This is a genomic window from Streptococcus sp. 2021WUSS109, from assembly GCF_044427305.1.
Lineage (GTDB): Bacteria > Bacillota > Bacilli > Lactobacillales > Streptococcaceae > Streptococcus > Streptococcus suis.
On the sequence record NZ_JAOTGF010000019.1, the window covers coordinates 1 to 18,649 of the forward strand.

The 18,649-nt window shown below is 40.9% G+C and carries 11 protein-coding genes and 1 pseudogene; 11 read left to right on the plus strand and 1 reads right to left on the minus strand.

Annotated features, from left to right (window positions below):
* Positions 1 to 200: 200 nt before the first annotated feature.
* Complete coding sequence (gene adhP, locus ODU37_RS07945) at positions 201 to 1,226, minus strand: alcohol dehydrogenase AdhP (protein ID WP_014636220.1); 1,026 nt, start codon at positions 1,224 to 1,226, stop codon at positions 201 to 203.
* Between the two features lie 452 nt (positions 1,227 to 1,678).
* Here adhP and adhE point away from each other — a divergent pair, with 452 nt between their 5' ends.
* The 11 genes and pseudogenes from adhE (at position 1,679) to ODU37_RS08000 (ending at position 18,649) form a co-directional block, all read left to right on the plus strand.
* Positions 1,679 to 4,330 carry a bifunctional acetaldehyde-CoA/alcohol dehydrogenase gene (adhE, locus tag ODU37_RS07950; RefSeq protein WP_249562484.1) on the plus strand — a complete coding sequence of 884 codons (2,652 nt, stop codon included), beginning with the start codon at positions 1,679 to 1,681 and terminating at the stop codon, positions 4,328 to 4,330.
* 411 nt (positions 4,331 to 4,741) lie between these two features.
* The gene (gene thrC, locus ODU37_RS07955; RefSeq protein ID WP_024387001.1) at positions 4,742 to 6,226 is read left to right on the plus strand and encodes a threonine synthase; all 1,485 of its coding nucleotides are present in this window, start codon (positions 4,742 to 4,744) and stop codon (positions 6,224 to 6,226) included.
* 128 nt (positions 6,227 to 6,354) lie between these two features.
* Positions 6,355 to 8,105 (plus strand): annotated as a pseudogene (locus ODU37_RS07960) (ABC transporter ATP-binding protein/permease).
* The gene (locus ODU37_RS07965; protein WP_249562485.1) at positions 8,098 to 9,759 is read left to right on the plus strand and encodes an ABC transporter ATP-binding protein; all 1,662 of its coding nucleotides are present in this window, start codon (positions 8,098 to 8,100) and stop codon (positions 9,757 to 9,759) included. Before ODU37_RS07960 ends, ODU37_RS07965 begins: the two are co-directional and overlap by 8 nt.
* The gene (locus ODU37_RS07970) at positions 9,760 to 10,353 is read left to right on the plus strand and encodes an MptD family putative ECF transporter S component (RefSeq protein WP_248020206.1); all 594 of its coding nucleotides are present in this window, start codon (positions 9,760 to 9,762) and stop codon (positions 10,351 to 10,353) included.
* A complete protein-coding gene (locus ODU37_RS07975) occupies positions 10,350 to 11,009 on the plus strand; it encodes an energy-coupling factor transporter transmembrane component T (RefSeq protein ID WP_105144299.1) in 660 nt (219 codons plus the stop codon). Before ODU37_RS07970 ends, ODU37_RS07975 begins: the two co-directional genes overlap by 4 nt.
* Positions 10,973 to 12,400 carry an ABC transporter ATP-binding protein gene (locus ODU37_RS07980; RefSeq protein WP_248020204.1) on the plus strand — a complete coding sequence of 476 codons (1,428 nt, stop codon included), beginning with the start codon at positions 10,973 to 10,975 and terminating at the stop codon, positions 12,398 to 12,400. Before ODU37_RS07975 ends, ODU37_RS07980 begins: the two co-directional genes overlap by 37 nt.
* Before the next feature lie 5 nt (positions 12,401 to 12,405).
* Positions 12,406 to 13,683: an MATE family efflux transporter gene (locus ODU37_RS07985; protein WP_024414368.1), complete on the plus strand. Its 1,278-nt coding sequence runs from the start codon at positions 12,406 to 12,408 to the stop codon at positions 13,681 to 13,683.
* 709 nt (positions 13,684 to 14,392) lie between these two features.
* Positions 14,393 to 15,088: a hypothetical protein gene (locus ODU37_RS07990; RefSeq protein WP_398580456.1), complete on the plus strand. Its 696-nt coding sequence runs from the start codon at positions 14,393 to 14,395 to the stop codon at positions 15,086 to 15,088.
* Complete coding sequence (locus ODU37_RS07995; protein ID WP_398580457.1) at positions 15,076 to 17,067, plus strand: lanthionine synthetase LanC family protein; 1,992 nt, start codon at positions 15,076 to 15,078, stop codon at positions 17,065 to 17,067. The genes ODU37_RS07990 and ODU37_RS07995 overlap by 13 nt, the downstream gene beginning before the upstream one ends.
* Positions 17,033 to 18,649: an ABC transporter ATP-binding protein gene (locus tag ODU37_RS08000; RefSeq protein WP_044668521.1), complete on the plus strand. Its 1,617-nt coding sequence runs from the start codon at positions 17,033 to 17,035 to the stop codon at positions 18,647 to 18,649. The genes ODU37_RS07995 and ODU37_RS08000 overlap by 35 nt, the downstream gene beginning before the upstream one ends.

The window sequence follows — 18,649 nt, forward strand, 5'->3', positions numbered from 1 at the left end:
GAAACCAAATTGACCGCGATTGTAGTCTGGATTTTCTTTGTGTAACATAGCGATTCTCCCTCTGCTTATTAGCTAGTATTCCTATCTCTATTATACTACTTTACATATGAAAAAGCCGTTAGAAATATAATTCTAACGACTTTGTCTTCATTCTGAAGAAGTGATTGGATAATCACTTCTTGAAAATAGTGGAGAACGCATTAGTGTGAGTGGCAGAAGTCTAAGACCATGCGGCCTTGAATAGTTCCCGCTGCCATTTCATCAAAGACTGCTTCGGCATCTTCGACTGGACGTTTTTGAACGACTGGAACAACTAGTCCCATAGCACCGAAGTGGAAGGCCTCTTCTAAATCTTTACGAGTACCAACTAGTGAGCCGACCACTTTGATACCGTCTAGCACAGTCTTCACGATACTGAGGTCCATATATTCAGATGGAAGTCCGACAGCCACCACATAGCCACCAGCACGAACACTGTCAATAGCTTGGTTGAAGGCTACTTTGGAAACAGCTGTTACAACAGTAGAGTGTACACCGCCACCAGTAATTTCTTTAATATATCCAGGAACATCTTCTACTTCAAGTCCGTTGATCGTCACATCTGCACCAACTTCTTTGGCGAGTTCCAATTTATCATTATTAATGTCTACAGCGATAACATGAGCGTTGAAGACTTTTTTAGCGTATTGTACAGCAAGGTTTCCGAGTCCACCAGCACCATAGATAGCGATCCATTGACCTGGTTCCAAGTGAGCTTCTTTAATCGCTTTGTAGCAAGTAACGCCAGCACAAGTGATAGAACTTGCTTGAGCTGGATCAAGACCTTCTGGAACTTTTACTGCATAGTCCGCTGTTACAATACATTGCTCAGCCATACCACCGTCAACAGAGTAGCCTGCATTTTTTACGGTACGGCAGAGAGTTTCGCGACCGGTTGTACAATATTCACACATACCACAGCCTTGGAAGAACCAAGCAACGCTGACACGGTCACCAACTTTTAGACTGGTAACACCAGGTGCGATTTCTGTAACAATACCGATTCCTTCGTGACCAAGAACGCGACCAGGAACCTTACCAAAATCACCATTGGCAACGTGGAGGTCAGTGTGACAAACACCACAGTACTCAATTTGGACCAAAGCCTCACCAGCTTCGAGTGGACGAAGTTCCTTTTCGACAACGACAACACCAGTAGATTCTGGATTTACAACGACTGCTTTCATAAGCAGACCTCCTGTTTTAATATTTTATGTACATTTTTGGATGTGTTAATATAGTTCTTTTATATTGTTAAGAATATCACAATGTAGACAAAAATGCAAGAGTAGAAAAGAAGGGACAAATGAATATGAAATTGAAAATTATCACGTAATTACTACAATATTTTCAAAAAAATCTATTTACTTGGAAGCGTTTTCTTGATAAACTAGTATCGTAAATGTTAGAGAAAGAATAAATGATAAAGATTTGTCTTACTTTATGTATTTTTTGACCAAACAGAGCAGAAACAAATCTGAATGTTTTCTGAAAACAAGAAAAAGTAAGCGCTTTCTATAACAAAACAGAAAAAATGTGAAAAAATTAACAATTTCTCTTTACAAATAAAATAAAAAATAGTAGAATAACATTGTGAAAAAGTTAACAAATAGTTAGCGAGTATATTTGGAGGAACACAATGGCTGATAAAAAAGTAGTATCACCAGAAGAAAAGTTGGTAGAAGCGCGCAAGCACGTCGATGAGCTTGTTCAAAAAGGTTTGGTTGCTCTTGATGAGTTCCGTAAACTTGGTCAAGAAGAAGTAGACTATATTGTAGCGAAAGCTTCGGTTGCAGCCCTTGATAAACACGGTGAATTGGCAATGCACGCCTTTGAAGAAACCAAGCGTGGTGTATTCGAAGACAAGGCTACTAAGAACTTGTTTGCCTGTGAGCACGTTGTCAATAACATGCGCCACACGAAAACTGTTGGTGTTATCGAAGAAGATGAAGTGACAGGTTTGACTTTGATTGCTGAGCCGGTTGGTGTTGTTTGTGGTATCACACCAACAACAAACCCAACTTCTACAGCAATCTTTAAATCATTGATTGCCTTGAAGACACGTAATCCAATTGTCTTTGCCTTCCACCCATCTGCACAAGAATCTTCTGCTCATGCAGCTCGTGTTGTCTATGAAGCAGCTGTGGCAGCTGGTGCCCCTGAAAACTGTATCCAGTGGGTAACAAAACCATCTATGGAAGCAACGTCTGAGTTGATGAAACATGATGGTATTGCAACAATCCTTGCAACTGGTGGTAACGCAATGGTGCGTGCAGCTTACTCTTGTGGTAAACCTGCCCTTGGTGTAGGTGCAGGTAACGTTCCAGCCTATATTGAAAAATCTGCAAACATTCGTCAGGCAGCACATGACATCGTTATGTCTAAGTCATTTGATAACGGTATGGTCTGTGCGTCAGAACAAGCAGTTATCATTGATAAAGAAGTTTACGATGAGTTTGTAGCAGAATTCAAGTCTTACAAAACTTACTTCGTTAATAAGAAAGAAAAAGCTCTTCTTGAAGAATACTGCTTCGGTGTGAAAGCTAACAGCAAAAACTGTGCAGAAGGCAAATTGAATGCGGACATCGTTGGTCGCCCAGCTGCATGGATTGCTGAGCAGGCTGGCTTCTCAGTACCAGAAGGAACAAACATCTTGGCAGCTGAGGTTGCTGAAATCGGTGAAAAAGAGCCATTGACTCGTGAGAAATTGTCACCTGTTATTGCCGTCTTGAAAGTTGAAGGTCGTGCAGAAGGTCTTGAAGCAGCTCGCCAAATGGTTGAATTCCACGGTCTCGGTCACTCTGCAGCTATTCATACGGAAGACGCAGAATTGGCGAAAGAGTTTGGTACAATCGTACGTGCTATCCGTGTTATTTGGAACTCTCCATCTACTTTCGGTGGTATCGGTGATGTTTACAACGCATTCTTGCCGTCATTGACACTTGGTTGTGGTTCTTACGGACGCAACTCAATCAGTGATAACGTAAGTGCTATGAACTTGCTCAACATCAAGAAAGTAGGAAGACGTAGAAATAATATGCAATGGTTTAAAGTTCCTTCTAAAACATACTTCGAACGTGACTCTATCCAATATCTCCAAAAATGCCGTGACGTTGAACGTGTCATGATCGTTACAGACCGTGCCATGGTAGAACTTGGATTCCTAGATCGTATCATCGAACAATTGGACCTTCGTCGTAATAAAGTTGTTTACCAAATCTTCTCAGACGTTGAGCCAGATCCAGACATCACAACGGTTTATAAAGGTACAGAATTGATGCGTACCTTCAAACCAGATACAATCATCGCACTCGGTGGTGGTTCACCAATGGATGCTGCCAAAGTTATGTGGCTCTTCTACGAACAACCAACAGTTGATTTCCATGACCTAGTTCAAAAATTCATGGATATCCGTAAACGTGCCTTCAAGTTCCCAGAACTTGGTAAGAAATCTAAGTTTATCGCGATTCCAACTACATCAGGTACAGGTTCAGAAGTAACACCGTTTGCCGTAATCTCTGATAAAGCAAACAACCGTAAATACCCAATCGCTGACTATTCATTGACACCAACTGTGGCAATCGTTGACCCAGCACTCGTATTGACAGTACCTGCACACGTTACAGCAGATACTGGTATGGACGTATTGACTCACGCTACAGAAGCATACGTTTCAACAGTAGCAAACGACTTTACAGATGGTTTAGCACTTCAAGCTATCAAACTAGTATTTGAAAACCTTGAAAGCTCAGTGAAGAATGCTGACTTTGTATCACGTGAGAAAATGCACAACGCATCAACTATGGCAGGTATGGCCTTCGCCAACGCATTCCTAGGTATTTCTCACTCAATGGCTCATAAGATTGGTGGACGTTTCCATACTGTTCACGGTCGTACAAACGCTATCTTGCTTCCATATGTTATCCGCTACAACGGTACTCGTCCAGCTAAGACAGCTACATGGCCTAAGTACAACTACTATAAAGCAGATGAAAAATACCAAGACATCGCTCGTCTTCTAGGCTTGCCATGTTCAACACCAGAAGAAGCTGTTGCTGCATACGCACAAGCAGTTTACGACCTCGGTGAACGCATCGGTATCCAAATGAACTTGAAAGCACAAGGTATCGACGAGAAAGAACTCAAAGAACACTCTCGCGAATTGGCTCTTCTTGCCTACGAAGATCAATGTACCCCAGCTAACCCACGTCTAGCAATGGTTGACCACATGCAAGAAATCATCGAAGATGCCTACTACGGTTACAAAGAACGTCCAGGTCGCATCAAGTAAGGATTTTCGTCACGATACATCGTTAAAGCTCCTTGCCTAACTTTAGTTATGCCTACGTCGCTTTGCCTTGTCTCGTTTAGAAAATCATTTCTTGATGGTTTGGGTAGTTTCGTCAATCTGCCTAGAAAGGCTTAGGACTAGAAAAAGTCTAGGTAGGAGTAGCAAATCGTATCCTACTCAGTTGAATGGAGTATGATTTATAGGTAAATTGCCTCCAAATATCGTAAGACAATCCTCTATTGAAAAATAGGGGATTGTTTGTTTAGAAATAATGGTGGAGATCCTGTAAAAAGCGAAAGTGGTTGGAAAGTTAGGGTTTAGCCGATAAAAAGAGACTTTTCTATCTATCTTTCACAATTTTCTGTCAATTTGTGGTAGAATAGAAAAAATAGATTTTTTATGAGGGATACCATGACATTAGTATATCAATCAACACGCGATGCTAAAAATACTGTATCGGCTAGTCAGGCGATTTTGCAGGGCTTGGCGACCGACGGTGGTTTGTTTACACCGATTTCTATTCCAGCAGTTGACTTGGATTTTTCTGTTTTGAAAGACGCTTCCTATCAAGAAGTTGCTAAACTGATTTTGTCGGCTTTCTTGGATGATTTCACGGCAGATGAGTTGGACTACTGTATCAATAATGCCTACGACAGCAAGTTTGACACACCAGTTATTGCTCCGATTGTAAAGCTCAATGGTCAGTACAACTTGGAACTCTTCCGAGGCTCAACCATTGCCTTTAAGGATATGGCTCTGTCCATCCTGCCTTACTTGATGACGACTGCGGCGAAAAAGCATGGTTTGGAAAATGAGATTGTCATCTTGACCGCGACTTCAGGCGATACAGGCAAGGCGGCCATGGCTGGATTTGCGGATGTTCCTGGCACGCAAATCATCGTCTTCTATCCACGCGACGGTGTGTCTAAGGTTCAGGAGTTGCAGATGACCACGCAGACAGGTGCCAACACGCACGTGGTGGCCATTGACGGTAACTTCGACGACGCCCAGACAAATGTCAAACATATGTTCAATGATGAGGCCCTCCGTGCCAAATTGTCAGCTAAGAAACTCCAGTTTTCATCTGCCAACTCTATGAACATCGGCCGCTTGGTGCCACAGATTGTTTACTATATCTATGCCTATGCTCAGCTGGTTAAAATTGGCGAGATTGCGGCGGGCGACAAGGTCAACTTCACCGTTCCAACAGGAAACTTTGGAAACATCTTGGCAGCTTATTACGCCAAACAAATCGGTCTGCCAGTTGGCAAGCTCATCTGTGCGTCCAACGACAACAATGTCCTAACCGACTTCTTCGCGACAGGCGTTTACGACAAGAACCGTACCTTCCGCGTGACCACCAGTCCGTCCATGGACATCTTGGTGTCTTCTAACTTGGAGCGCTTGATTTTCCATCTCTTTGGCAATGACGCTGCAAAAACAGCTGAGCTGATGGAAGCCTTGAACACAGCTGGTCAGTATGACATTCAAGGGGCTGACGCGGAAATCCTCTCTCTCTTTGCTGCCGCCTTTGCGACGGAAGAAGAAACCGCTGCGGAAATCAAGCGTGTCTATGACGAGTCAGACTACATTGAAGATCCACATACGGCTGTTGCCTCAGCTGTCTATAAACAGTATGTGGAGCAAACAGGGGACCAAACTCCGACTGTGATTGCTTCTACAGCAAGTCCTTACAAGTTCCCAGTAGTTGCGGTTGAGGCTGTGACAGGCCAGTCAGGTTTGTCTGACTTTGAAGCCCTTGCAAAATTGCATGAGATTTCAGGTGTAGCCTTGCCACCAGCTGTGGACGGCTTGGAAACGGCACCTGTCCGTCACAATACCGTCGTTGCAGCTGCCGATATGCAGACTGAAGTAGAACGCTATTTGGGTGTTTAATTTCGATTTATTTTATGACAAACTGCTCATTTTGAACAGTTTGTTTTCTTTTTGTGGTTTAAATTAAAATTTACAGATAATTCAAAGAATGATATACTATATAGGAATACTGAATAGTGAGGTGGATGATGGCACAAGAGCAGGAGAAAATCTCCAGAGAAAAGAAAAAAGACCTCTTGAAGCGGCTCAAAGAACGCATCAAACCCAAGATGAAGCTGGTTTATTTAGCAGCCTTTCTATCCTGGGTGCAATTTTTGATGCGGATTATTTCCTTTTACCTGATTGCTAAGGGCTTTGTGACATACTATGAGGGCGGGCAGGTTGATTTAGTACAGTTTGTCCTCATCTTGCTGGGGCTCAATGCTTTTGGCTATGGTGTGGCCTTGATTGCCAAGCGTTTGCAGGGATTGGGTTCCCAGTTTGCACGAGATTCACTCAAGCAGTCTTTCTTTGAGGCACTCTTGGCCAAGGATGGTCAGTTTGAGTCAAAAGCGACAGCGGCGGATGTCTTTAACATCGCCTCACAGGGGATTGATAGCCTGGATACCTACTATTCTTACTACATGGCTTCTTCCTTGCGGACCCAGTTTAACTGTGCGACGGTTCTCTTGCTGGTTTTTCTGGTTTTCCCGCTGGGTGCGGTCATTTTCATCTTGGCCCTGCCTCTGATTCCCATTTCCATTATCGCTATGCAGAAGCGGTCCAAGCGGATCATGAATCGCTACTGGGGATCCTACATGGATGTGGGCAATCTTTTCCTGGACGACCTCAAAGGGCTCAACACCCTCTATTCCTATCAGGCAGATGCGACCTATGAGAAGACCTTCAATGAACAGGCCGAGGACTTCCGCGATGCGACCATGGAGTTGCTCAGTTTTCAGTTGCAAGCGGTGGGCTACATGGATGCGGTCATGTATCTGGGGATTGGCTTGTCTGGTTTTGTGGCGGTCAATAGCCTAGCGGCAGGCAATCTCTCCCTCTTTAGTATGCTTTTCTTTGTCCTCATTGCGACGGAGTTTTTTGCACCCATACGGGAGCAGGGCTACGGTATGCACTTAGTTATGATGAATACCAAGATGGCGGATCGCATCTTTGGTTTCTTGGACAGCATGACAGCGGAGCAGGAAATCGATTCTGTCCATGTGCCTGCTTTTGACAAGAAGATTTAGCCTTTGCCTACGGAGAAAAGCCAGTCTTAAAAGATATTTCTATGACCATGACAGCTGGAAAGGTCTATGCCTTGGCGGGCGAGTCTGGTCAGGGGAAAACGACCTTGGCCCAGCTGCTCTTGGGACGCTTGCGGACGGATAAGGGAGCTATTTACTTGGGAGAGCAGGAGATTTCGACTGTCAGCCAGTTGTCTCTGAATGAGCAGGTCCTCTATGTATCTGGTCAATCAACCTTACTTAACCAGTCTATCTATGAAAATTTACGCATGGCTTGTGACTGGTCCAAGGAGGACATCTTGGCTTGGGCAGATCAGCATGGGGTCTTGCAGTTTGTCAAGAATCTGCCAGACGGTTTGGACACGATTGTTGGTGATGATGGTGCTTTCTTGTCGCCTGGTCAACGCCAGCAGGTTATCTGTGCCCGTGCGGTCTTGGCAAAACGCTCCCTTTATATCTTTGACGAGGTGACGTCCAGCGTCGATCAGGACAATGAAGGCTTGATTTACGACCTGATTAACTTGGTGGCCAAGGATGCCATTGTCATCATCATTACCCATAAGATGAAACAAGTGGAGCAGGCAGATGACATTCTCTTCCTGTCTGCCCAAGGAGCTGTGACAGGCAACCATGCCACGCTTTATCAGACTAGCTTGGCTTATGGTCAGCTGGTTGATCAACAAAGAGAATTGGAGGAAGCCGTTTATGGATAAGAAAGAAATGCCAACAAGTGTGCTGATTCCGAGGCTCTTGGGCTCGATGAAACACCTCTTACCACGGATTGCGGTGGCGGTTTGCTTTGCGGTCTTGGGACAGGTAGTGACCATTGCTATTCCAGTTATGCTGATCTATCTGGCTTTTGATGCCCTTGCTGGAAATCCTGCTCCGCTATGGACCTTGGGAGCCCTAGTCATTCTAGCTCTTCTGCGGGGTGCCTTCCGCTATGGTGAGCACTACTTTGGTCACTATGTGGCCTTTCATACCCTGGCGGCTTACCGTCGCTTGATTTTCGCAAAACTGCGGGCCTTGGCTCCTGGAAAATTGGACCGGCAGGATAGTGGTAGCTTGCTCAAGATGATTGGGGAGGACATTGAGGCCTTGGAGGTTTTCTTTGCCCACACCATTGCTCCTATTTGTACAGGGATTCTGGTGGCTCTTGGTTTGACAGTCTATTTCGGTCTATCCAGCTGGGGTCTGGCTTTTGTAGCTCTGGTGACTTATGTCCTTTTGGCGATTGCTATTCCAAATCAGTTTGCCAAGCAGCTGCAGCCCTTGCTCAAGGAGCAAAATGCTAGCCGTAAGGGCTATGTTTCCTACTTTATTGAAAGTCTTAAGAGCATGAAGGATCTCATGCAGTTCCAGCAGACAGATGAACGCTTTGCCAATCTGACGCAGAAAAGTCAAGAGGTCAATGGTCAGGAGCGAAAGGTCGCCCAGACCAACTTCATGCAGTATGCTGTTTCCTTTTTGGTGGTGGGCTTGTCTATCATGGGTTTTGCCTGGCTGACCTTCGATTTGGTGGGCAGTCAGAGTTTGGATTTAGCGACTGGTGTGGCTCTGCTGGTTTCTTTTACCAGCTCCTTCGCTCCCTTCTTAGAGCTCAGCCGTCTGCCTCTTGGTTTCAAGCGGGCTATGAATGCAGGTCGCAACATCTATGCTCTTTTGGATGAAAAAGAAGCAGAGCGGACAGGTGACTTGGTCGAGGTCAGCGTGACAGACATTGCTATTGAGCAACTGGACTTCGACTATGATGACCGAGAAACAGGGCTTTATCGGAACCTGTCTGTTCAGTTTGAACAGGGGGGGATTATTGGCTTGGTCGGTGAGTCCGGTGCAGGAAAATCCACCTTGATGAAATTGATCATGCGGTGGTATGATTGGCAGCAAGGCCAAATCCGCCTGTCTGGCTTGGATAGTCGGAAGGTAGATAAGGCACATTTGCAAGGCTCTTTTGCCTATGTACCTCAGGTGCCGCAAATCTTCCGCCAGACCATTCGGGAAAATCTTGTCTTGGGTCGTACGGATGTGTCGGACGAAACCATCATGGACTTGGCAGAAAAATGCCACATGAAAGAACGGATTTTGGCAACACCACAGGGCTTGGATACGCTTGTGGAGGCCAGTGATTTTTCAGCAGGAGAGGGGCAACGCTTGGAACTCATGCGGGCCCTGCTCAAAAATGCGGATTGCTATATCTTTGATGAGCCAACTAGTAACCTAGATTCGCTCAATGAAGCCCGCTTTATCCAGCTGGTTAAGGAACATTGTCAGGGCATGGTTTTCTTGATTTCTCATAGAAGCTCGACCATGGCCTGCGCGGATACCATTTTCCGCTTGGAAGACGGACAATTAGTAAAGGAAAAATAAATGAAGAAATTACAAGTAAAAGATCTGATGGTAACAGGGGCTTTTGCTGCCCTCTACTTTGTTTGTGTTTGTCTAGGAACCTTGTTGAGCTTGGTTTTTGATCGTTCGGGTAATATGATGTATGCACCTGCTGGAGCAGCCCTTTTGGCAGGACCTGTTTATATGTTATTGGTAGCCAAGGTTGGTAAATTTGGTTCAATTAGTCTGGTTGGAGCAGTAATGGCCTGTTTCTTTTTCCTATCAGGCTATATGACAGCGGCCTTTCTCCCAAGTTTGACCTTTGGTTTTTTGGCAGAAATGGTAGCGAAGTCAGGTCACTATAAACAAAAATGGACCAATCTTTTTAGCTATGTCATTTTCTCTTTTGGAAACTTGGGACCTATTATTCTTATGTGGTTCATGCGAGATGCCTATGAGGCCAATCTTTTGGCACGTGGAAAATCAGCAGAATACATCGCTCGTGTCATGCTTGATTTCACTCCAGAGAATGTGCTATGGTTGTCAACGACCATTATCTTAACAGCTCTTATCAGTGGTTTGTTTGGTCAATATATGCTTCAGCGCTATTTTAAACAATCAGGTTATCTTTCATGAAATTAGATGCTCGTACAAAAATTATTCTCGTCATCTTCACTAGTTTTACCTATGGGATGAGGCTTACAATATTAGAAAATGCAGTGCTGGTCTTAGGCCTTAGCCTGCTTTTCTGGTTTTCTGGAAAGCGGAAAATGGCTATAATGAGTCCGATGGCCTATTCTATTTTTTGTCTGTTATCCTATATTACATTTTTACCAGCATGGCTGACGCATTTGTTGCTTGTATTGACCTATACATGGCCTCCGCTTTTGGCAGGGCATCTATTACTGATGACGACAAGTGGTTACGAACTCATTCATGGCTTGCGGAAATGGCACTTGCCAGAGGTATTTCTTTTGACGTTGGGAGTAATGTTTCGTTTCCTACCAGCCATTAAACAGGATGCTCGTACGATTTGTGCCTCTTTGAAGGTTAGAGGAATTTTTTTACGGAAGAGAGATGTGGTTTGTAAGCCACTCCAGTACATGGAGTTTTTCTTAGTTCCCTTGATGATGTCTCTCTTGCGAACAGCTCAGGAACTGACAGTAGCCAGTCTGACAAAAGGTTTGGCTGTATCTACAAAATCACCTGCATATATTCGGTCGTCTTGGACCGTGCTAGATTGGAGTCTTTGTTTATGTTGTCTCGGTTTTCTGATTCTCGTCCGGCTGTGACGGTAAAAAATGTAGCATTAACTTATTCAGGAGCAGATAAACCAGCCTTGCAGATAGAGGATTTGACCATTCCAGAAGGCCAGTGTGTTGTTTTATGTGGGGAGAGTGGCTCTGGGAAGTCTAGTTTTCTCAAGGTGTTAAATGGTTTGACGCCAGAATATTATCCTGCTCAGCTTTCGGGACAAATTTTCTTAGGGGACTTGGATTTACAAAAATCTAGTCTGGAAGAAATATCCCGGCACATTGCTTCAGTCTTTCAGCATCCGTCTACTCAATTTTTTCATAGTCAGGTCTTGCAGGAATTGGTTTTCCCTTGTGAAAATCAGGGTTTATCAAGAGAAGAAATCGAGAATCGCCTGGCTTGGGTTATGGAATTATTTGGTTTGGCTTCTCTTAGCCAGCGAACGATTTCCAGTCTATCAGGTGGTCAGCAACAACGTCTAGCCTTGGCCGTTGCAACTATGCAAGGGACAGATGTCTTGGTTTTAGATGAGCCGACTGCCAACCTAGATCAGGAAGGGATTGCGATTGTAGAGGACATCTTGAAAACTTTAAAAAGCCAAGGCAAGACCATTATTATTGCCGAGCATAGACTGTATTATCTCAGTCAATTGGCAGATCGCTATTTATATTTTCAAGATGGGCAAGTGGTGACGGATTATCTAGCAGATGAGTTTTTAAGTCGGACAGAAGAATGCCGTCAGGATATGGGACTGCGTTGTTATGACTCGGAGCCTTATGGGCGGGCAATAGCAGAGCTGGCAGACCAGTTTGTTAATGATAAAGAGGGTTTACTTGTTGAAAATTTATCGGTAAGTCAGAAAGAGAATACCCTCTACGAGATTGAAAAACTCTGCTTGGCACCAGGACAGGTGGTGGGTTTGGTTGGTGCGAATGGTTCTGGAAAAACAAGCCTTGCTCGTTATCTGGTCGGTTTAGCGGAAGATAAGAAGAGTAGGATTTCTTGGCAAGGTCAAACCTTATCTAGTCGCCAGAGATTAGAAAAAACAGCCTTTGTTATGCAGGATGTTCGACTCCAACTATTTGCGGAAAGTGTTGAGCGAGAACTTACTCTTGGAAGGAAAAATAGAGCTGTCGATGAACATTTGGTAGCTCGTTTTGGTCTATCGGATTTGTTGGAGAGACATCCGGTCAGTTTATCGGGCGGTGAACAACAGCGCGTGATGATAGTAGCTAGCTTACTGGCAGATAAGGAAATTTTCATTTTTGATGAACCGACGAGCGGCTTGGATTTGAGACGAATGCAGCAAGTTGCTTCCGCTTTAGTAGACTTAAAAATGAAGAATAAGTTGGTTTTGTTAATTTCTCACGATGAAGAACTATTGAATCTGGTTTGTGATAAAATAGTAGATATTAAACAGTTGAAATAGAGATTATGAACAAACAAACCTATAAAGAAATTTTAACCATTGCCTTTCCAGCCATGGGGGAAAACCTTCTCCAGATGTTAATGGGGGTAGTAGACTCTTATCTAGTAGCCAGTATTGGCATTGTAGCTTTGTCTGGAGTTTCCCTTGCTAATAATATTTTAGCCGTCTATCAGGCGGTTTTTATTGCTCTAGCAGCAGCGGTGTCTTCTCGTTTGGCTCAGGCTTTGGGTGAAGGGGGTTCAGAAGGCATTGGAGGAACTGCTAGTGAAAGTGTCAAGTTTACAGTTTTTATCGGTCTCCTTTTAGGAATTTTTTCAGTTCTGGCAGGTCCAATAGTACTTACTAGCTTGGGGGCAGAGTCAGAAGTGGTACAGGCTGGAGGTCTTTATTTGATATTGGTTGGTGGGGGAGCACCTTTTTTGGGACTCATGACAAGTTTGAGTGCAATCTTACGAACCTTGGGGGAACCACGTTTTCCTATGTATATCAGCCTGCTCTCAAACGTTCTAAATGCACTATTTTCAGCATTTGCAGTCTTTGTGCTTCATGCAGGTGTAGCTGGAGTTGCGATTGGCACGGTATTATCGCGGTTGATTGGTTGTAGCCTGCTTTGGTCTCGCTTACCAATTTCTTTAAAACCATGGACCTGGTCCTTTGATAAAGAACTGCTTAGACTTGCCCTGCCAGCAACTGGTGAACGGTTGATGATGCGGGTGGGAGATGTGGTAGTCGTAGCTTTGATTACCAGCTTAGGAACAGCGACGGTAGCTGGAAATGCGATTGGAGAAACCCTGACGCAGTTTAACTATATGCCGGCTTTAGGGATTGCTACCGCTACAATCATCCTTACAGCGAAACACAGACAGGATAAGGCTACGGTTCGACATATTTTTCGAACAAGCTTTGGCCTTTCTTTGCTGTTTATGTTTTTGGTGGCTGGTGTGACTTATTTTGCAGGGCCTTTCCTAATCGACTTTTATACTAAGGATATTCAAGCGGTACAAGCTAGTCAAACAGTATTATTTTATGCCATGTTGGGAGTTCCCTTTACAGCTGGCACTCTTATTATGACAGCTCTTTGGCAAGGTTTTGGAAATGCTAGATTACCCTTTTATGCCACAACTATCGGTATGTGGCTAGTGCGGATTGGCATAGCTTATTTATTTGTAACATTTTTTAAAATCGGTTTGTCAGCCATTTGGATTGCAACGATTTTAGATAATGCCTTCCGAGCAGGGGTGCTATTTTTTCAGTATAGGTATTCAAAACAAGAATCAATTTAAGATAATGCTAAGAAAACTTTCAGTTTCTTTTAAGTTAGTAGCTATATACTATATTCAAGCTAGAAATAGCGAATTTACTGAATAGTATTCAGTATCGTCATCCGTAAGAGCTAAAGCTCAAACGGCTGGCATATCTTTTTCATATAATCTCCTAGAGAACAGTCGGCCGCGGTCGGCTGTTTTCGTGTTTCGGCGCATTTTGGAAGTTTGCTTAGTTATATTCGTCCATCTTTTCACCTAAAGGTGTCCCTATCTTTGTTAACAGACTTTTTCAACTAAAATCATTTTCAGACTTTTTATATCTAGTTAAATCTGTAAAGTGAATTTTTCTCTTTAGATAGATTTTTAGTGAAAAATGCACTAAACAACAAAATATGATTCAAAAATATCACAAAAATTATAAAATATACAAAAAAGTAATTGACTTTTTAAAATGAGTATATTATACTGTATTTAGTTGATCAGCTAAAAAAATTAGAAGGGAGAAAACTATGTCTGATTTGCGTCAATTACAAACATTATCTGTTAAGAGTAGTTTCGTAGACAGTACAGGAGCTACAGCACAGGGGTCTTGTGTATTTGCTAGTTGTAATACAACTACTAGAGAATAGTAGTTAAGGTGCGTCTTTTTCATAATTTGTTAATGTTGAACACTGCATAATATAAAAATTATGCAGTGTTCAATGTTATTTTATATGGTGGTGTAAAAATGCAAGAAAATATGGCGATTCATTGGTATGCTTCATCGAATAGTACAAATTTTTATATTATGAGTAATCAAGTTGTTACGGAAGAATCTTTTTTAAAGCTACTCTCATACAATATAGATGATGTAAGTGTATATACGAAAAAACCTTGGATTTTTTTGAAGTTTTCTCAATCTACTTCTGAAGGACGAACGGCAGGATGGAAGATCCATGTGTCAGCGACTATGGAGAATTATCTTGAAATATTTAATATAGTGTGTGGATACTGCATTAAAAATAAAATTGATTTCAAATTCCTTGCAAATGAAAAATTTTTGAAAGAAATTAATAGTAAAGAAGTATCTAGACTTTCAGCGGGAAAATTTATTGTAGTTTATCCAAAAGAATCTGAATTCAGGACAGTAATTCAAGATATTTCAGATTTAACAATTATGTATGATGGACCGGAAGTATTGACTGATTATAGATATTCTTCATCGAAAATAATTTATTATAGATATGGGGAGATTGACCCTATAAGAAGAATAAATACTTATGGTGTGGTTGAGACATACATTTTAGATAATGAAGCTAATTTTGTAAAAGACGAAAAGTTTCCTTATCCATTTACGCCGAATTGGATTAAAAAAATATCTTTAGAAGATGAGAGTAATGAAGAATCTTTGTTATTAAAAAATATATTCCTATGCAAGCAATAAAGTTTTCTTCATCAGGAGGTGTATACGAAGTTACTGAGGTGAATTCACGAAAAATTTTTGTAATGAAAGAGGCTCGAAAGTTCACTGGACAAGATAATACCAAATTTTATTCTACTGATAGGTTAAAAAGAGAATTCTCTTTTTTGAAATTATTGGAGAGGACAGATTTTGTTCCACAAGTATTTGAAATAATAGAAGAAAAAGGGAATAGTTACCTAATTGAAGAAAAACTAGAAGGGACAAATTTAAGAGAATATATTTATCTGCATAATCCATTATTAACAAATGAAAAAAATGTCAAAAAAATTGATGACTATTTTAAAAACTGTTTAATAATATTCAATAATATAATTGCAGGAATAGGCAGAATTAATGATTTTGGTATTTATGTACAGGATTTGTCCGAGACGAATATCATTGTGAACTTTGAAACAAATGAGCCGACTGTTAAATTAATTGATTTAGAATATGCGATTTTGAAAAAAGAATTAAATGGTATAACCAATATTCAAACCCCCGGATTCTCCTATATTGGAGAAATTGAAGGTATAGATATTTATAAAGTTTACATTATTGGAATATGTATGATATTCCCAATACAAAACATGTTTGAATTTAACCGTGCCAATGTTTTCAAAAGTATCCAGTATTTAAAAAGTATAATTAATAATAAGTACGCTCAGAGAATGCTGACTCAAATAGAAAAGTATATCATATCATTTGATGGTGCAGCAAATATATGTAAAGTTTCTCCCGATGCTGTCAGTCAGCAGTTAGATCAGATAATAAATTGTATACTTGAAAGTTATTGTATTTTAGAAGTAGACCATAATAAAATTTTTTTCCCAGCAGATCCGCAAGTTTATAATACAAATCCCTACAGCATTGCTCATGGGGGGCTAGGTGTTTTGTATTCGTTACGACGAATTTCTGATGGAAAAGAAAGAATGATATTAACCGAAATTCAAAATATTAGTAACGATATTATTAATACTACATATGGGGCGTTATTTAATGATTGTATTGATATTTCGAGTGGATTAATGATTGGAGAATTGAGTTTTGTATACTTTCTCATGTGTGAGAACAAAAAATTAGAAGCATGGAATATTTTTAATAGAAGTTTCAAAACATTAAAAAATAGTGATAATACGGGGATATATTATGTTATTTCTGGATTGGTTATTTTAGGGGCATACTTTGGATTTGAAGGCTGTTCCGAAACAATGTTCTCCGAGTTACAAGAATTGTTGCTAGAAAGACGGTTAGAAACAGATGTAGTAGGATTGTATGAAGGGGAATCCGGTGTTGCATTAATATATTTGGCGATGTATATGGTTACAAACGATAGACGTTATTTAGATATTGGAGAGAGTCATGTAGCAAATATTTTGATGTATGTGTATGAAAACTCACATGGAAACCTCACTGTAGACCGAGTTGGGAAAAATAATTCTGGAAATAAGATTGAGTCTCCGTTCTTATACAATGGTTTGTCAGGAATCGGATATATGTTGTTTTACTATTATAAAGTAACTAAAAATGATGAATACTCAAACGTGTTAAACAATATTTGTTTGAGTTTAGATTATGATATCCATTATTTTGCTACTCTGATGCGTGGATTGGCAGGGATAACTGATTTATTAATTACTTGTTTACAAGAGGGAGTATTGTGTGATGAAGTCTCAGAAAGAACATCAAAAGTAGTTGATCAGCAAATCAAGACTTTGAAGCTTTTTGAACAGAGAGATGAGAGTGAGATATTATTTGGATTCTTAGGTGAAGGAAATTTAAAAATTTCCCATGATTTACATTCAGGTAGTAGTGGAATAGCGCTCGTCTTATATAGATACGCAAAATATAAGCAAGGTGTGCAAACAGCACCCTCAGAATTTGCTTTATATTTACTTGATGAAATCTTTAGAAAATGGAGAACGGATTATGAAATTAAAACAGGTATGGAGAATATTGCCTAAGTTTAAAATATGTTTACTCTTGCTTGCATTGGTAGGAGCGAGTTTTGACGGTATTATTATGTCTCAAGTTATTTCGAGAGTTAGTCAATTTAGCTCGGAATCAACTGTAAAAGATGTTTTACTATTCGCCGGTTGTAGTATATTGTTCTATTTATTGATTCAATTATCAGATTTATTTGTTTCAATAATAAAAAACGATTTACTAAAAAATCTGCATACAAAGTATAAGATGGAACTGTTAAACTATCTTGGAAATAAGGGAAATGCATTAGATGTTACAGAGTCTCTTGCGGTATTAACAGTAGATTTAAAATTAGTAGAAGATAAATATTTTTCTGTTCTTTTTGATTGCTTATACTACAGTCTTTTAGGGGTAGTTTCATTGATATATCTTGTCTATCTAAGTCCTGCAATTTCTGTATTATTTATTATTTTCTCATTTCTTCCAATGTTGCCAGCAATACTATTTAGCAACTATCTAGGAACTGCAACAGAGCACTTTACAAAGTCGAATGAGAAATTTATTCGTAGCATAAAAGATATTTTTCAAGGTTTTTCGGTTCTATGGACATATGGTGCGAATCGTAAGTTTTTAGGGATGGCTGAGACAGTTGTCAATGACTTAGAAAATAGTAATGAGGCATTAAATAATAAACACAGCATAGTTAATCTCGTTTCTTCCATGCTATCGTGGTTAAGTTATATTGTTCCAATAACTGTAGCTCTAGTATTTGTAACCCAAGGGAAACTAGATGCTAGTATTGTTATCGCTTTATTTTTAGCCAGCGACCGTGTTATCTATCCATTTAGAAATGTTTCGAACTATTTACGGATGATACAATCAACGGAGCCAACTCGAAAAAAATTAGAGAAAATGTTACAGGATTCTCAGCAACAGGAAGTGTCTGAAAATCATATTGATGAATCAATATTGACGCCTGAGATTCATTTTTCAGGAGTAGCCATTGGACATGGGGCAGCAATTATCAAAAATTTTAATGCTACAGTCCCATATGGTCGTAAAATACTTATTAGAGGTGCTTCAGGAAGTGGAAAGACGACCTTACTAGATAGCATACAGGGTGTACTGCAACCGTTGGAAGGGGAAATATCTGTATTAAATCATCAGAAAAAAATAAGTAATCCTAGCAATCAAATGGCAAGAATCCAACAATCGCCCTACTATTTTGAGGCAAGTTTAAAAGAGAATCTCCTAATGGCGCTTGAGTCAGTTCGTGAGGAGGAGTTGTTAGCCTTGCTTTCAGAACTGGGTTTGGTAGAAGAGCTAGGTGAAGATTGTTTAGAGAAATATTATGGTGAAAATGGGGCGCAGTTATCAGGAGGACAAAAACAACGTATTGAGATTGCCAGAGCCCTCCTTCATAATAAGAAAATCTTGTTAGTTGATGAGGGGACATCAGCAATTGATAAACAATCCTCAGCCCTCATTCGTAAAAAACTTGCCAATTTACCAATTACAATCTTTGAGGTTGCTCATCACTATTCAGAGTCGGATCTTGGCCTATACGATGAGATATGGGAAATTCATCCGAATAGTGGTACAATAGAGAAAATACTGTGA

Excerpts from the sequence above, each read along its gene's own strand:
- thrC (WP_024387001.1), top strand. The coding sequence starts at position 4,742 with ATGACATTAGTATATCAATCAACACGCGATGCTAAAAATACTGTATCG.
- ODU37_RS08000 (WP_044668521.1), top strand. The coding sequence starts at position 17,033 with ATGAAATTAAAACAGGTATGGAGAATATTGCCTAAGTTTAAAATATGT.
- ODU37_RS07995 (WP_398580457.1), top strand. The coding sequence starts at position 15,076 with ATGCAAGCAATAAAGTTTTCTTCATCAGGAGGTGTATACGAAGTTACT.
- ODU37_RS07985 (WP_024414368.1), top strand. The coding sequence starts at position 12,406 with ATGAACAAACAAACCTATAAAGAAATTTTAACCATTGCCTTTCCAGCC.
- ODU37_RS07965 (WP_249562485.1), top strand. The coding sequence starts at position 8,098 with ATGGATAAGAAAGAAATGCCAACAAGTGTGCTGATTCCGAGGCTCTTG.
- ODU37_RS07970 (WP_248020206.1), top strand. The coding sequence starts at position 9,760 with ATGAAGAAATTACAAGTAAAAGATCTGATGGTAACAGGGGCTTTTGCT.
- ODU37_RS07980 (WP_248020204.1), top strand. The coding sequence starts at position 10,973 with ATGTTGTCTCGGTTTTCTGATTCTCGTCCGGCTGTGACGGTAAAAAAT.
- adhE (WP_249562484.1), top strand. The coding sequence starts at position 1,679 with ATGGCTGATAAAAAAGTAGTATCACCAGAAGAAAAGTTGGTAGAAGCG.
- ODU37_RS07990 (WP_398580456.1), top strand. The coding sequence starts at position 14,393 with ATGCAAGAAAATATGGCGATTCATTGGTATGCTTCATCGAATAGTACA.
- ODU37_RS07975 (WP_105144299.1), top strand. The coding sequence starts at position 10,350 with ATGAAATTAGATGCTCGTACAAAAATTATTCTCGTCATCTTCACTAGT.
- adhP (WP_014636220.1), bottom strand. The coding sequence starts at position 1,226 with ATGAAAGCAGTCGTTGTAAATCCAGAATCTACTGGTGTTGTCGTTGTC.